14 protein-coding genes are annotated in these 15,039 nt (G+C 42.3%); 4 read left to right on the top strand and 10 right to left on the bottom strand.

The window, feature by feature from the left end; all coding sequences use genetic code 11:
• Positions 1-7: 7 nt before the first annotated feature.
• From pruA to NSQ52_RS01925, 3 genes are all read right to left on the bottom strand, one after another.
• Positions 8-1,555 carry an L-glutamate gamma-semialdehyde dehydrogenase gene (pruA, locus tag NSQ52_RS01935; protein ID WP_058336343.1) on the bottom strand — a complete coding sequence of 516 codons (1,548 nt, stop codon included), beginning with the start codon at positions 1,553-1,555 and terminating at the stop codon, positions 8-10.
• Positions 1,556-1,578: 23 nt separating this feature from the next.
• Entirely contained in the window at positions 1,579-2,496 is a 918-nt protein-coding gene (locus NSQ52_RS01930; protein WP_024718963.1) for a proline dehydrogenase, read from the bottom strand.
• Positions 2,497-2,657: 161 nt separating this feature from the next.
• Positions 2,658-3,461, bottom strand: a complete 804-nt coding sequence (locus tag NSQ52_RS01925) for a nucleotidyltransferase domain-containing protein (protein ID WP_017358557.1) — start codon at positions 3,459-3,461, stop codon at positions 2,658-2,660.
• A 60-nt stretch (positions 3,462-3,521) separates the two neighbouring features.
• On the opposite strand from NSQ52_RS01925, the gene NSQ52_RS01920 reads away from it, so the two are divergent.
• A complete protein-coding gene (locus tag NSQ52_RS01920) occupies positions 3,522-3,836 on the top strand; it encodes a hypothetical protein (protein ID WP_008342068.1) in 315 nt (104 codons plus the stop codon).
• A gap of 70 nt (positions 3,837-3,906) precedes the next feature.
• Here the strand turns inward: NSQ52_RS01920 and NSQ52_RS01915 are convergent, their stop codons facing one another.
• Positions 3,907-4,869, bottom strand: a complete 963-nt coding sequence (locus tag NSQ52_RS01915; protein ID WP_342473855.1) for an acetylxylan esterase — start codon at positions 4,867-4,869, stop codon at positions 3,907-3,909.
• A 209-nt stretch (positions 4,870-5,078) separates the two neighbouring features.
• On the opposite strand from NSQ52_RS01915, the gene NSQ52_RS01910 reads away from it, so the two are divergent.
• Positions 5,079-5,864 (top strand): carbon-nitrogen family hydrolase, encoded by a 786-nt coding sequence (locus NSQ52_RS01910; protein ID WP_046527178.1) that lies wholly within the window; start codon positions 5,079-5,081, stop codon positions 5,862-5,864.
• A gap of 196 nt (positions 5,865-6,060) precedes the next feature.
• On the opposite strand, the gene NSQ52_RS01905 is transcribed toward NSQ52_RS01910, so the two are convergent.
• On the bottom strand, positions 6,061-6,966 hold the full coding sequence (locus tag NSQ52_RS01905) for a LysR substrate-binding domain-containing protein (RefSeq protein ID WP_039166324.1): 906 nt from the start codon (positions 6,964-6,966) through the stop codon (positions 6,061-6,063).
• Positions 6,967-7,084: 118 nt separating this feature from the next.
• Here NSQ52_RS01905 and NSQ52_RS01900 point away from each other — a divergent pair, with 118 nt between their 5' ends.
• On the top strand, positions 7,085-7,858 hold the full coding sequence (locus NSQ52_RS01900) for a class I SAM-dependent methyltransferase (RefSeq protein ID WP_268383536.1): 774 nt from the start codon (positions 7,085-7,087) through the stop codon (positions 7,856-7,858).
• A gap of 228 nt (positions 7,859-8,086) precedes the next feature.
• Here NSQ52_RS01900 and NSQ52_RS01895 read toward each other — a convergent pair whose 3' ends face one another.
• From NSQ52_RS01895 to NSQ52_RS01875, 5 genes are all read right to left on the bottom strand, one after another.
• Complete coding sequence (locus NSQ52_RS01895; RefSeq protein ID WP_024718969.1) at positions 8,087-9,463, bottom strand: MFS transporter; 1,377 nt, start codon at positions 9,461-9,463, stop codon at positions 8,087-8,089.
• A 120-nt stretch (positions 9,464-9,583) separates the two neighbouring features.
• Positions 9,584-10,591 (bottom strand): LacI family DNA-binding transcriptional regulator, encoded by a 1,008-nt coding sequence (locus NSQ52_RS01890; protein WP_039166332.1) that lies wholly within the window; start codon positions 10,589-10,591, stop codon positions 9,584-9,586.
• 77 nt (positions 10,592-10,668) lie between these two features.
• Complete coding sequence (locus NSQ52_RS01885) at positions 10,669-11,616, bottom strand: dihydrodipicolinate synthase family protein (RefSeq protein WP_342473854.1); 948 nt, start codon at positions 11,614-11,616, stop codon at positions 10,669-10,671.
• A 403-nt stretch (positions 11,617-12,019) separates the two neighbouring features.
• Entirely contained in the window at positions 12,020-12,577 is a 558-nt protein-coding gene (locus tag NSQ52_RS01880) for a shikimate kinase (RefSeq protein WP_025206715.1), read from the bottom strand.
• Positions 12,578-12,662: 85 nt separating this feature from the next.
• Positions 12,663-13,436, bottom strand: a complete 774-nt coding sequence (locus tag NSQ52_RS01875) for an IclR family transcriptional regulator (protein ID WP_017366579.1) — start codon at positions 13,434-13,436, stop codon at positions 12,663-12,665.
• A 143-nt stretch (positions 13,437-13,579) separates the two neighbouring features.
• Here NSQ52_RS01875 and NSQ52_RS01870 point away from each other — a divergent pair, with 143 nt between their 5' ends.
• The gene (locus NSQ52_RS01870) at positions 13,580-14,941 is read left to right on the top strand and encodes a hypothetical protein (protein WP_017358565.1); all 1,362 of its coding nucleotides are present in this window, start codon (positions 13,580-13,582) and stop codon (positions 14,939-14,941) included.
• The last annotated feature ends 98 nt before the right edge of the window (positions 14,942-15,039 follow it).

Below are 15,039 nucleotides of genomic sequence, written 5' to 3'. Positions count from 1 at the left end.
TTCCATATTAAAACATTTCGCTGATCGTTTTGGCCTGCATGTGCAGAGCAAGATAATCTGGTCCGCCTGCTTTTGAATCAGTTCCTGACATTTTAAAGCCACCAAATGGGTGGTATCCCACAATCGCTCCCGTACAGTTACGGTTAAAGTAAAGGTTCCCGACATGGAACTCCTGCTTCGCACGGTTGATGTGATCACGATTATTTGTAATGACCGCACCGGTTAACCCGTATTCTGTGTTGTTGGCTACTTCAAGCGCCTCATCAAAGCTTGAGACTTTTGAGAAAGCTAGGACAGGTCCAAAGATTTCTTCTTGCATTAAACGAGATGTTGGCTCTAGATCTGCAAACACGGTTGGATGAATGAAGTACCCTTCTGAATCATCACTTGTTCCGCCAGTGACTAGACGGCCTTCTTGCTTGCCAATTTCGATATATTCCGTGATCTTGTCAAAGGAAGCTTGATCAATGACAGGTCCCATGTACACATCAGCTGATAACGGATTCGCTGTTGTTTTCGTTTCTGTGATTTCTTTCACTCGCTCAACGACTTGGTCATACAGCTTCTCGTGGACGACAGCACGAGATCCAGCTGAACATTTTTGACCTGAGAACCCGAAGGCTGATGTGAAAATGGCGTTAGCGGCTAATTCAACATCTGCATCCTCATCTACAACCACGGTATCTTTACCGCCCATTTCAGCAATGACACGCTTTAAATGCTGTTGTCCTGGCTGTACTTTTGCCGCACGTTCAAAAATACGTGTGCCCACTTCTCTTGATCCAGTGAATGTAATGAGGCTTGTTTTTGGATGATCTACTAAGTAATCTCCAACTTCTGCTCCGCTACCTGGCACGAAGTTGACAACACCTTTCGGAAGACCTGCTTGCTCCAGTTCTTCTACAAAGCGGGCAGCAATGACAGGCGTCGCACTTGCTGGCTTTAATACGACTGTATTCCCTGTGACGATTGGTGCAACGGTTGTTCCTGCCATGATTGCAAACAAGAAGTTCCATGGTGGAATGACAAGCGTCACGCCAGTTGGTGTGTACACATATTGATTGCGTTCCCCATCGCGACTGTTCACCGGTTTGCCTTTCGCAAGCTCTAGCATTTGACGGGCATAATACTCTAGGAAGTCAATGGCTTCTGCTGTATCTGCATCTGCTTCATTCCAAGGCTTCCCTGCTTCTTTTACGAGAAGGGCTGAATACTCATGCTTTTTACGGCGAATGCTTGCCGCAGCGCGGAATAAGACGCCGGCTCTTTCTTCTGGAGACGTGTAGCGCCATGTTTCAAACGCTTTTGCCGCAGCTTGAATCGCTTGCTCTGCCTCTTCTTTCCCAGCTTTTGATACGGTACCCACGACTTCTTCCTTCTTCGCCGGATTGATCGAGACAATCTTGTCTGTTGTTTCGATTCTTTCTCCATTAATCACAAGCGGATAGGTTTGCCCAAGTGATTCTGTTACTTTGGCTAATGCTTGTTCAAACGCTTGGCGATTTTCTTCCTGGCTAAAATCCGTGAATGGTTCATGCTTGTAAGGTGTTGTCATCTTTGTCACGCTCCCGTTTCAAATTATTTTCTCGTCATCCCTTTTAAAGCAAATGCAATGTTTGCTGGTCTTTCCGCAAGACGTCTCATGTAGTAGCCATACCACTCTCGTCCATACGGGGTGTAGACCCTCATTTGATAGCCTTCCTTCACGAGTGCTTGCTGCGTTTCTGATCTCATGCCATACAGCATTTGAAATTCGAACTGACTTGTCTGTATATTGTGTTTTTTCACAATATGTTTCGTAAATTCGATCATTTGATCGTCATGTGTCGCAATGGCTGTATAGTTCCCTGAGAGTAATTGCTTTTCGATCAGCTTCTTGTAATTCTGATCGACGTCTTTTTTGTTTGGATACGCCACTTCGGCGGATTCCTTATAGGCACCCTTTACAAGTCTTAAAAATGGTTGCAACTCATTTAGGTCATCAAGATCTTGTTCTGTTCTGTACAAATACGCCTGCAACACCGTACTGACATACTCATATTGAGATTTCATTTCTTTAAAAATGTCCAGCGTTTTTTGACAGCGCTGTTCATCCTCCATATCAATTGTCACCATAATACGGTGTTTCTCTGCCGTATCTAAAATGCTTTTCATATTGCGATACACGAGATCATCGTCAATATCTAAGCCAAGCGATGTCATTTTAAGTGACACGTGGGAATTGAGTCCCGCCTCTGCAATTCGCTGAATGGTTTGAATACACTCATTCGTCCGCTCATTTGCAATCTCTGCCTTTGTGACAAACTCACCGAGATGATCAACCGTTACGGCCATACCTTGATCGTTTAATCGTTTGATGACAGGGATAGCGCTCTCAAAATCCTTCCCACCGATGATTTTCTTTGATGCAACAGCACTTCCCCAATTACGAGCAATATGGTTCAAGAGACTGCTCTTTGACAAAAACAAGAAGAAATTTCTTGTGACCGACTCCATAAAGGGCACCTCCCACTCTTTGTAAGCTATGTCTTTATTGTAAGGCTCATGAGCTGTCCGCTACAATATTTGAAGATGACAAAAATTCTGACTTTTTTTGTGGTTTTATCACAATAAGAGATAAAAAAAGAGTCTGCCGCTATCCGGCTGACTCTCCCCTCCTACGCCCACACCTCATCAAGGGTAGACTGCAAAAGCTCATTTAATTCTTGCATCAGATTGTCTTTCGGCTGATTGTAGCTTTTCACCAATTCATCAAAACGCGCCAGCTCTTGATCAATAAATGGATGGACATGAGCGAGACGGTTCTCTACATCCATTTCTTCTCCGTCCATTTTACGTTTGAGCAGTTCGTGAATTTCTGCTAACAGCGGACCTTCCTCCACTAGCTCCTTGAGTAATTCATGAAAGTCCATTGGTGGAACTGTTCGGTAACGTTCAATCCACTGACAGGCAAGCAGCGGACGAAGCACATAGAAATACTTCTTGATTCGCACCTGCTCTCCTCGTAAATGCCGGCTTTCATTCCGCTTCGCCATATTGAGGTAATGATACATCAAAGCCGCAGGATAAAACGCTCGATCCTTTAATTCTCTTAGCTGCTTTGCCAAAGAGAAAGATTCAGCATAGATGATATCAGAAGACAGCCATTCCATAATGGACGGATTTGATTTATTGAATAGTCGCAGTGCCTTTCTAAGCTCCCAGCCGCTGATATCAAGCATGTCATCAATCGGTCGTTCTATGACATCACGATGCTCTTCCATCGCCCAATACCATTCTTTCCGGGGAACATATAAAAAGCGAACATCATAATCACTATCGGTCGAGGGAAAACCCCATGCCCTGCTGCCTGATTCGACGGCAAGACAAATCTTGACGTCATACGTTTCTTCGATGATTTTCAGCTCTTCCTTAATTCTCTCTCTCAAGTGTCCATCAACTCTTTCTATAGAATTCTGCATGACTTCTTCACCTTTTGGGAAAATACGAATAAGACATATATGAAAAAGGAGTTGGATCTGATGTCTATATCTCGCATTATGAAATGGATCACTGGGATTTTTGAAGCTTGCCTTGCTATCCCTGTGATCGGAGGTCTATTCGTTATCAGCAATGGCTATTCACCGCTCATGGTCATGCTTATTCTGCATATTATCACACTCGTCTTATCGAAGCGAGACCAGGGACCAATGATTGGAAGTATCATTGGAATTGTCACATCCTGCCTTGCATGGATTCCGATTCTCGGATTCATCCTTCACATCATCACAGCCCTTGCACTGATCGTTACAGCATTAGTGCCTGATGAAAAAACAAGACAGAACACCAGTTATTAAGCTGATCGCTCCAATAGCTGAAAAAGACAAAGAGCTAAAATGAATGTCATTTTAGCTCTTTGTCATGCTCTTATGTTGATAGAAGCAAATGCTTTTGTAAAAAGGACAGCTTCTCTGTTTGAAAAGCAGGGATAAACTCGTGTCCAAAATAGCGATATACTTTCAGGTCTTTATCTGTTTCTAAATGGTTGTATGCCGCAAACACAGTAGATGGTGGGGTTATTTTGTCAATCAGACCGATCGCCATCAATGTTGGCTGTTTCACCCATCCAGCTAAATTGATTAAATCAAAATAGCTTAATGTCTCAAATGCCTTTTCCTCCACTTTCGGATCACTGTTTCTGCGAAAGTATGAATTGATTTCTAAATAAGGCTGCTCCAAGGCAACGTCCACTGCACGCTCGAAGTTTGATAAATAAGGGTAATCTGCCACGACGACTTTCGGAATGTCTGATAGGGCTGCAGCTGCAACCGCTAATGCACCTCCCTGGCTCCCACCAATTACGCCGATCCGGTGTTCATCTACTTCGGGGAAAGACTGAATGACTTCAAGTGCACGAACAGCATCTAGATAAACGCCTCGATAATAGTACGTATCCTTCGATAAAATGCCTTTTGTCATCCATCCTAATGCATGCCCGCCTGGCGTCACTGATGTGTCTTCACTGCCACCTTGACCGCGGACGAGCATACCAAATGTTGCATAGCCGTGCAGCGCCCAGTTGACGATGTCATGAATGCCGTCGTCATAGCTGGCATTATAGCCATGAAAACGAACGAGCGCTGGATGCGGACCAGTTTGATCAGGCACAGCATAAAAGCCTTCAATTTTAGAATGTCCAAAGCTTTGATACGTCAGGCGGTACACCTTGACGCCTTTCACTGGATAGTCATAAGATTCAAGTGTTGGCTCTGCCTTCACTTGGCGCAGTTCTTCGAGCGATTTCTTCCAAAAGTCTGAGAAATCAGGACGTGCTGTTTTCTTTGGTTTATATTTTTTTAGCTCTTCTAGTGATAAATCGAACAATTGCATATCATACTATTCCCCTTTGTTTTATTAGTTATGAGTATCATACCACTCATTTCTTGATTGAGAAAGTCATTTAACAAAACCTTCTGACATTTCTATTGGCAAAGATGGCGGAAAGCTTTATGATAAAGAAACTGGCTTGAAGACTAGATGCTTCAGGCAATATCACCGAACCATTCATTGCATGAAACGAATAAAGGAGGCAGACCGACATGAACATCGCCCTGATTCAAATGGACGTACAAATAGGAGAACCTGATGTAAACTTTCAGAAAGCAGAAGCATGTTTAGAAGAAGCCATCCGCCAACAGCCTGATTTGATTATTCTACCTGAAATGTGGAATACCGGCTATGCGTTAGAGCAAGCGGATGAGCTTGCCGATGCAGATGGCGAGCGAACAAAACAACTCTTCTCTTCCTTTGCCCGCAAGCACCAAGTGTATCTCATCGCAGGCAGTGTTTTAAATAAGAGGACAGAAGATGAAAACATCACCAATACAATGTATGTCTTTAACCGCCAAGGTGAGCTTTTGTTAGATTATGATAAAATTCATTTATTCCGCTTAATGGATGAGCATAACTATTTAACCGCTGGTGATCAGCTTGGTTTATTTGACTATGGTGAAGATGTCAAGATTGGTGCGATGATCTGCTATGACCTCCGCTTCCCTCAGCTTTCTAGGACGCTCGTGAACAAAGGGGCGAAGGTGCTTGTTAATACCGCTCAATGGCCGTCAGCAAGAGTGGACCATTGGCGCAGTCTGCTCATCGCAAGAGCCATTGAGAATCAGTCATTTGTGATTGCGGTGAACCGGACGGGCACAAGCAGAGACACTGAATTCCCTGGTCACTCCATGGTGATTGACCCGCTCGGACGCATTCTACTTGAGACAAATGATGAAGAAGACATTTATTATGCAAACATTGATCTTCAGCTCGTAGATGAAGTGAGACAACAAATCCCCGTCATGACAGATCAGCGGCTGGATTTATATTAGAAAGCAGGGGCCCCCTGCTTTCAGCGTGTAGACAAACCCTCGCATTCGGTGTCAGTCCTGCGTGCCGGTGCTCACGAATGTCAAATTCGCTCCGCGTCGGTACTCGTCCTTCCTAAACTGCAAAGGTTTTCTATCACGCTGAAAAAAGGTAAAAGCAGGGGACTCCCCTGCTTTTTACGTTTAATTAAACGTTTGTTTAAGCTTTTCCTTGATTCTGTTGAAGGTCCATGAAGGCTTGAGCGGCTTTCGTTAAATATCTTTCTTCCACATATGCAAACACAAGAGTACGGGTTGGGCATGAATCAATGTGTAAATAAGTGACTGCTTTCCTTTCCTCTTGTGCCACCATTTTCGGCACCACCGTCACACCTAGCTCATTTTCAACCAATGCCTGAGCTGTTTGAATATGACTTGTTTCAAATGCAATCCTCGGCCGAAAGCCATGATGACGGCACAGTTCCGTGACCACTTGCCGAAAGCCATATCCCTCTTTCAGCATAATAAATGGGGCATCTTCCAGAAGATGAAACGGGACAGACCCTTCTTGTTCCGCTTGATTGATGATTTCATTCAGTTCATCCGTCAACCACGGTTGAGCCGTTTGCGGAATGGCGAGGAGAAGCGGCTCTGTCAGCATTTGTTTTGTTTTCAATGATTCATGCTCGACAGGCAGAGAAAGAATCGCCAGATCCAGTTTCCCAGCGAGTAAACGTCTTTCTAGCTCACGAGGCGATTCTTCTATCAAATGAACGTGAACGTGCGGATACGTTTGACAATAGGTTTTTAATAAACTTGGCAGGACATATCCCCCTGTGACAGCTGGCGCACCGATCATCAGTTCTTTCCCTACCTCATAAGCAGCTTCCCCCATCTCACGCAATAAATCATCTCGTTCCTTCAAAATGGTTTCTGCTCTTTTGATCAATCGGTTTCCTTGAGGTGTAGGAGTGACTTGTCCATACTTCCGAATAAACAGAGGAGTATCTAATTCCTCCTCAAGTTTTTTAATTTGCTGACTTAACGAGGGCTGTGCAATGTGAAGTTTTTCCGCTGCTTTTGTAAAGCTTTGCTGCCGGTACACTTCCATGACATATTCCATCATTCGTATATCCACTTCTCTCACCTCATAGGTTTTAACTATTCATATCATATCTTTTATGTCTTAGACAAATCACGGGAAGAACCCTACGATAAAGAAACAACAAAAAGGGGGTAAAGGAATGAATCCATATTCAAAAGCCGAGAAACAATTCTCACAAAATGCAGAGAACTACCGAGATTCACCCATCTTTGCAGCTGGAAAAGAACTTGAATGGATGAAAACGGCGGCGAAGGCAAAGGGCGATGAGCATCTACTTGATATCGGCTGCGCGGCAGGTCATACCGTTTTTTCCTTTTCAGACGTCATCTCTAAAGGAATCGGGATTGATGTCACACCCAAAATGATCGAGGTTGCTACAGCACTTGCGGAAGAGCGACAGCTGAACCACATTACGTTTGAGCAGGCATCCGCAGACGCATTGCCCTTTTCTGATGCATCATTTGATCTCGTCACATGCCGATTTGCTGCCCATCACTTCCCACATCTCCCGGCAGCCATGTCTGAAATCAGCCGAGTCTTAAAGAAAGGCGGCAAATTTCTACTTGTCGATCATTATGCACCTGAAAACCAAGCACAGGATGACTTTATTAATCATTTAAATAGACTGAGAGATCCCTCCCATGTGCGAGAAAGCTCGTTATCAGAATGGAAAGAGCTTTTCGCTGACAACCATCTGACGAAAGAAGATATCCGTTACTGGGATCTGCATATTGATTATCAGGACTGGATCATACGAGGACGTACACCAGAAAATGTTCAAAAGGAAATCGTTGCCCACCTTCATGCTGCAGACGATGAAACGAAACAGCTGTTTCAACTGCAATTCGACGAACATCGTCAGCCAATATCCTTTTGCCTAAAAGCCGCACTGCTTCAAGGGATCAAACATTAAACTGATCGAAAAAGTCTACCCTAGCCGGTAGACTTTTATATTATGATTCTACATTTCCACTATCTGATAGATATACTTTTCATGTTCATGACAAGGAGTGCTGATAATGTTTCTATTATAAGATAATTGAACTGAGGTAGGTTAGGCTTTTTCAAAAGTGTACGTAAATCCTCTGAATAAAAAAAGAACCTACCCTCTTTAGAATAAGTTCTTCACTGCATGCATCACTTACGGTGCAATATCCTCTAATACTTTCTCTCTCGTTTCGATCATTTTAAAAGCAAGAATTGCTCCCACTACAGTCACACTTGCAAAAAGAATAAAAATAGTTGAAACACCGCTCACCTCTAAAATAAAACCTATCATAATAGGAGCAATCGCTGAGGCCAGCCTAAGCCACGCTGTAGCAAATGCCGTACCAATTACCCTCATACGGGTTGGATAGATTTCAGGTGTATATAAATAGAGAAGAACTGTAATTGTTCCCATCATTCCGTAGGCAGCGGACCCTAAATAAATAACGCTTTCTGGAGAATTTGCTCCGCTGATCCATAAAGCCGTTAATAAAGCACCTGTTACGATAAATGCAATGGTTGCCCAGCGCTTCCGTCCTACTTTATCGATTAAAAATGCACAAGCGAATACCCCTATGGTCTGTAAAATATTTGTGAGAGAGGCTGCCCTTAATGAATCTCCAACTGGCAAATTGTAAACCGTATTATAAAGACTCGGTAACCAGTTATTTAATCCATTCGATACAAAGTAGGCAGAAAACCATAGTCCCCATACGATCAATGTTCTTTTACGATAAAAAGTAGAAAACAGCTCTTTCCAGTCGCCTTTTTCAGTGCTGCTGGACACTTGCTTTGCAACAGGCATTCGTTTGTCCGTACTAGCTTCAATCTCTTCAATGATTCTTTCGGCTTCATCTAACCTGCCTTTTGAAATAAGCCATCTTGGAGATTCACGCAACATGAAAAAGAAGACAAAGACGATTAAACCGCCAATTCCACCAATCAAGAACATCCATTTCCACCCAAAGCTAGGTACAACAAATGCACCAATTTGAGCTGAGATCATTAATCCTAATGGAAAAATCATCTCATAGAGCATAAAAAATCTCCCTCTGCCTTGGGCCCGGGACAACTCATTGATATATGAGGCCGCTACTGGCACTTCTCCTCCTACTCCAATCCCCTGTATAAAACGAAAAATAAAAAGGGCCATAAAGTTACCTGAAAATACACATGCGATACTCATAATAGACATGAGAAATACAGTCCACTTTGCACTAAATACTCGGCCACGTCTTTCTGCTAACCACCCAAAGAAAATAGCGCCAATCGCTTGTCCGATATAACCAGACCCAATAAGAAGACCAATTTGAGCAGGTGATAAATTCCACATGCCGATGAGAACTGGGAGAACAAACGCTAAAGATAGTGCATCAAAAGCATCAAAAAAGGTAGCAGATCCCATAATGATACGAGGTTTTAAATGCCATCTCGAAAAAGGTACACTTTCCATCCTAGTCAATAGTTGTGAAGCTCTATCAACAACTTGCTCATCATGAGAATTTGAATTTCCGCTGAGTTCTAACGTCATGATATCTCCTCCTTAATAGAGGAAATGATGCAAAAGTACATGCTGATGAGCACAAAAGAAATCGCTTACATTTTAAATGAAGAGACATTCTAAAGCGATCATATGAGTTTTCAGCATCTATCATTTCTTTTTTGGCGTTCCCGTGGTGCCACGATCTACATAGTACATCGGGAAGATGTGTTCCATCTTCTCTAACTGTTCTCCTTCTACTAACTGCGTTAGTAAAGAAACCGCTTTTCTTCCCATTCCAACTAAATCAACATGAACAGAAGATAAAGAAGGGGTTAGAAAACTTGCAATGGGCACATCATCAGCACCAATGACAGACAAATCATGAGGTATTGACACATTTGCGATATCTGCCGCTTTCATGACCCCTATCGCCAAAAAATCTGAAGAGCAAACAACTCCAGTCATGTGCTGGTTTCCTTGGAGAAATTGAGAAACCACTTCTACTACTTTTCCCCCATCAAATTCATCTAACTCAAACACAAGCTCTTTGTTCATTGTTAATCCTAAACTTTTCAGTGTACGCTCATACCCCTTGTAATACCTCACACTATGCATCGAACTCATTGGACCATTGACCAGTCCAATGGTTCGATGACCTTTATCAAATAAGGCCGTGACAGATTGACACACACCTTCCTCATCATCTGGCCTGACACATGGAAATGGAGAATCCTCTAAGTAACTTCCGACAACGATAATGGGAATAGCTAAACTTTTTAACCAATCCATGCTCAATTCTTCATTTCTTGGAGAAAATAAAATGGCACCATCTACAGCCTGCGTTTCAAGTAATCGCTGCTGCTGTACAGATGTAAATGACATCAACATATTGAATTCAGTCTCATCTAATTCCTTCGCTATCCCATCTAAAATCGTCGAAAAAAATGGATTATTCAAAATATATGAACCACGAGGAACCACGACAGCAATATTGCCAGTCTTTCTTTTAACGAGCCCTCTAGCTCCTAAATTAGGACGATAGCCTAATTCATCAATCACTTGTTTGATTCTTTCAGCCGTTTGAGCACCTACTCCTGGTTTGCCACTTAATACTCGGGAAACAGAGGCGATAGATACTCCAGCTTTCAATGCGACATCTTTAATACTTACTGACACATTTCATACCTCCGGGAGTCTGTTGTTTTATACTCTATTATAACCCGACTCACCTTCATCATGAAATCAATGGTCTGTTATTTACTAACGTTTTCCTTAAGTAAACCAACACTTTGAAGGCCCTGACGAATCTCTTCTTTTTCCTTTTGAGTTAAAGGTAATACTGGCTTCCTCGCAAGCGAACTGCTGATCAAACCTCGCTGGAACATCGCTTCCTTCATTCGCAGATGAGAGGTAGAGGAAGGTTCATCCATTTTATACACAGCATGCTTTAATTCAAAGATTCTATCGTACACTTTATTAGCCGCTACAAGGTCTTGTTCTTCCACACATTTCACAAGCTCAGCAATCAAATCTGGTACAAAACAGCCGAAACCTACAAGCGCCCCATCAATTCCTTGAACTAATGTTGGCAATAAATATTCATCGTGACATGTGAGCAATGATACATCTGGTGCATGCTTTTTCAGTGCGCGCACATCGACTTCATATTGCGCCATGTCTCTTTGACCGATTTTAAATGAGACAACGTTTGGAATCTCCGACATTTCTAATAATTGACTGGTTGTATAAGAGGTTTTTGTCCATGTTGGATATTGATGGACGATGATTGAAATATCAATTGCTTCTGCAACATCTTTAAAGAATTGGACAGGTGACTCAGGCTGCATACCGAATCTCAGCCATGAATGTGGCGGCATAAGAAGAATACCTTCTCCACCAGCTTCCTCCACTGCTTTTGCATGCTGGATCGCTTCAATTGTCCCTTCAGCAGAAACCCCAGAAATGACAGGAATTTCTCCCTTTAATTCGTCGGCTGCAATACGCACAGCTTCAGCTCGTTCATGTGGCAGCAAAGTCATAATCTCGCCAGTATGTCCATTGACAACGATCCCATTAATCCCTTCGTGCTCCGCCACCCAGCGAACAAGCTTACGAAAAGCAGGTTCATCAATTGAATAGTCATCTTTAAAAGGAATTAAGATTGCCGGGAATACACCGCTCCATTTTTCTTTATTTTTCATCAACAAATTCCTCCCCATCCGTTATAGTAAACGTTTACGGTAAGCGTTTACGTTAATAATCATAGAATGATCTAACCGAAGGTGTCAACAATATTTTTAAAAATTATAATAATTCAAAAAACGATTATTAGAATTTAGATACTATTTTATTTTTTCAAAAAAAGAAAATGAGAGATATATTTCGTTTCCCACATCAATCAAAAAACCTCATCATCTTGACCTAGTTGTAGTCTGATCACCACTTTTTTCAAACGGCTAGACACACCACATAAAGAATGCATACATTTTGATATAATGACGAAGGAAAAAACATCTTTTCTTCTTTTTTTCATCCATCAGACTGTGATTTCTTTGACTACTCCTGATCTAATAGAAAAAGTCTACCCCCTTAGGATAGACTTTTTTATTTCGAATATAGATCCCAGCCAAGCTTGAGTGTGTCGACAATATAATTGGCGACTTCTTCAGCTTCTAGATGATCTGTTTCCACTCTTGAGTTATGAAGGGAATAAATTTCCCGGCGCTCTTCAAACAACTCTTTCATCTCGTCAAGCGTGCGGTTATGAAGAACAGGACGGTTTTCAATTAAAATATCCAGCCGCTGTTTCCAATTCTCCCAAGATAGGTCAAGGAAAAGAACCGTACAATGCTTTAAGCAAGATCGTTTGATTTCTTCCTGTTTAAACGCACCGCCTCCAAGAGATACGATCTTTAGCTGAGTATGTTCACATAAATCGACGATATAGTCCTTTTCAGCCTGTCTGAAGAAATCTTCTCCTTTTTGCTGAAACATTTCTGGAATCGTCATGTTGTACTTTTTCTCAATCTCCTGATCAACATCAATAAAATCTCTATATAACTTTTTGGCAACGAGCTGCCCAATGGTTGTTTTCCCAACGCCCATAAAGCCAATGAGGACAATATTTCGCTGTCTCACAGGAATCTCTCTATTGTTTTTCATGTTCGTGACACGTCCTCCTTACGACAAGGAATGCTACATAATGTTTCTATTATATGATAAATGGACTGAGAAAAGATAGGCATTCTTAAAAATTGTGTTTGACGACGTAACCGAGCTGTTCGGAGAGCTTCTCGGCATGCTCTTTCACTTTTTGCTGCAATTGAGGGATGACATCTTCAGTAAATCGTTGGGTCGGTCCAGATATGGATAAACATGCCTGCACTTCCCCATGAATGTTAAAGATCGGTGCCGCCACTGCCGCCGATCCGACTTCCCGTTCATCAATACTGCAAGCGGTATGCGTTTCAAGAATATGACGACATTCTTTTTGCCATTCCTCCATCGTCATGTGATCGGCCTCAGACGCGAAAACTTGCTGTTGAAACTCTTCGCTTTGGAAAGCAAGCAGCACCTTTCCACCAGCGCCAGCGTATAACGGCAGCTTCTCACCGATTTTCACAAGATGCCGAATCGATTGCAGCCCTTCGGCTTGTTCAATACATACCCTGCTTTTGTGATCGAGCACATACAGGTTGACGGTTTCCTTTGTTTCATCACGAAGTGTGTACATGAGCGGTTTTGCCAGTTCCCTCAATTTGATGGACTTCCCAGCAATATAACCGAGAAGATAAAGTCTTTGACCGAGCCGGTACTTCATTGTCTCTTGGTTCTTTTCTACAAAATGATTCATTTCAAGTGCCTTAAGCAGTCTCGTTGTGGTAGACATTGCTAAGTTCATCTCTTTTGAAATGTCCGTTAGCGTCAGCTCTTGACGTTCTTCGCTAAAGCAAGAAAGAATATCCAAAGCGCGCTGAACGGTACGCAATCCTGATTCTTCTTTTGACTTTTTATCAGCCATGTTCACTTTCTCCTTTTCCCCTTTGATTTCTTATCGACATGATTAACCAATTTTGCTATAATCCATTTTAAATGTTCCATTAAAAGAAAACAAATTCCACTGTACGGAATAAAACCGATAGATGTTTTGATGGAGGAGATATCATGATCTACCTGCTCATTTTCACACTTCTTATTAGCTTATACATCGTTCATCAACTATTCCCTGCTCCCATTCTCTCCTATTTGGTTGGTCTGCTGGCGGCTGCTTCGCTCACCATTTCCTTTAAGAAGGCCAATGGGCTTTATTTGAAAACGGGTGCTATGTTTCTCTTGATTGGATTGGTGTTATTTTTCTGGTCAGAACAGCCTTTGCATACGCTTTTTCTTCATTTTCATTCCATGCTAGGCTTACTCTCTTTATTTTTCATGTTGCCATTTATTCATTCTCTCATACATGTTGGACATTTCGATACTCAATTAAATAAACTGCTTACCTTACATACAACGAGTACAAATCAGCTTTATCGCAAGAGTTCTTTTGTCACTCATGTTCTTGGCATGTTTTTAAATATCGCAACGATTCCCTTATTATATACATCCTTGAAACCGTCGCTGAACGCCCTTCAGGAACAAGTCAAACAGCACCTTTATACGCGCAATCTTTTAAGGTCATATGCGCTATGTCTTAGCTGGAGTCCTGTCGAGGTACTGGTGAGTGTCACCATTGATGCAACCAAATTGAAATATTATCAGATTGCACCCGTTACCTTTTGTTTAATGGTGCTTGTGCTGTTGACGGATTGGTTGCTGTTTTCTCGTCAAAGCAAACGATTGCCGCATATCATCCAGCCGGCAGAAGCTCACTCCAACCCTCATCGCATCAAGAGAAAAACCCTTCAGCTTGCTTTCATGCTGCTCAGTTTTATGACAGTCGTTTCGCTTGTTGACGCCTGGATCGGGAAAGGTTATCTGTTCGCTGTTGTGCTGACGATTATTCCTTTCGCTCTATTATTCTCGTCTATCATCAAAAAACGAAAACAATATGTAGCCGTCTCTATTCCCCATTGGAAAGAACGGACCCGCCAGCTCTCCAATTATATGTGTCTATTTTTAAGCGCGGGCTTCTTTGTCGATATGCTGCTTGTCACAAACAGCTTGCAGCCGATTCAAGCATTTATCGTCAGTATATCAGATCATGCCATTTGGGTTTATGGGGTCATCGGGCTGTATTTTCTCATCACCGCTCTTTGCGGTTTCCACCCGCTCGTTTCGCTTGCTCTCTTAGTGAGCTTGATGGCACCTGTCATTCATGAATTGCCTGCCCTTCCCATCGCAATCATGCTCATTATCGCTGGAACCTCAACGGTCATGTTTAGCCCATATAATGTATCTGTCTCCCTATTAGCCGATTTGATGAAGGTCAACCCTTACCGAATCACTCGATGGAATATCTGGTTTGCTGGTTTTTATATCAGCATGGGGATCGCATGTGCAACAATCATCACCGTCATCTTTTATTCATAGAAAAAGAGAACCCAATGAGTTCTCTTTCAAGATTGTTGACAAAGGGCTAAAATGGACTTGATTTTAGCCCTTTGTCTTTTTTTCAGTGTGATAGAAAA

The sequence above is a fragment of the Bacillus sp. FSL W8-1141 genome, from assembly GCF_038593205.1.
GTDB lineage: Bacteria > Bacillota > Bacilli > Bacillales > Bacillaceae > Bacillus > Bacillus altitudinis.
Note: the sequence above shows the minus strand (reverse complement) of the source record. Positions and strands in the feature narration are given on the sequence as shown.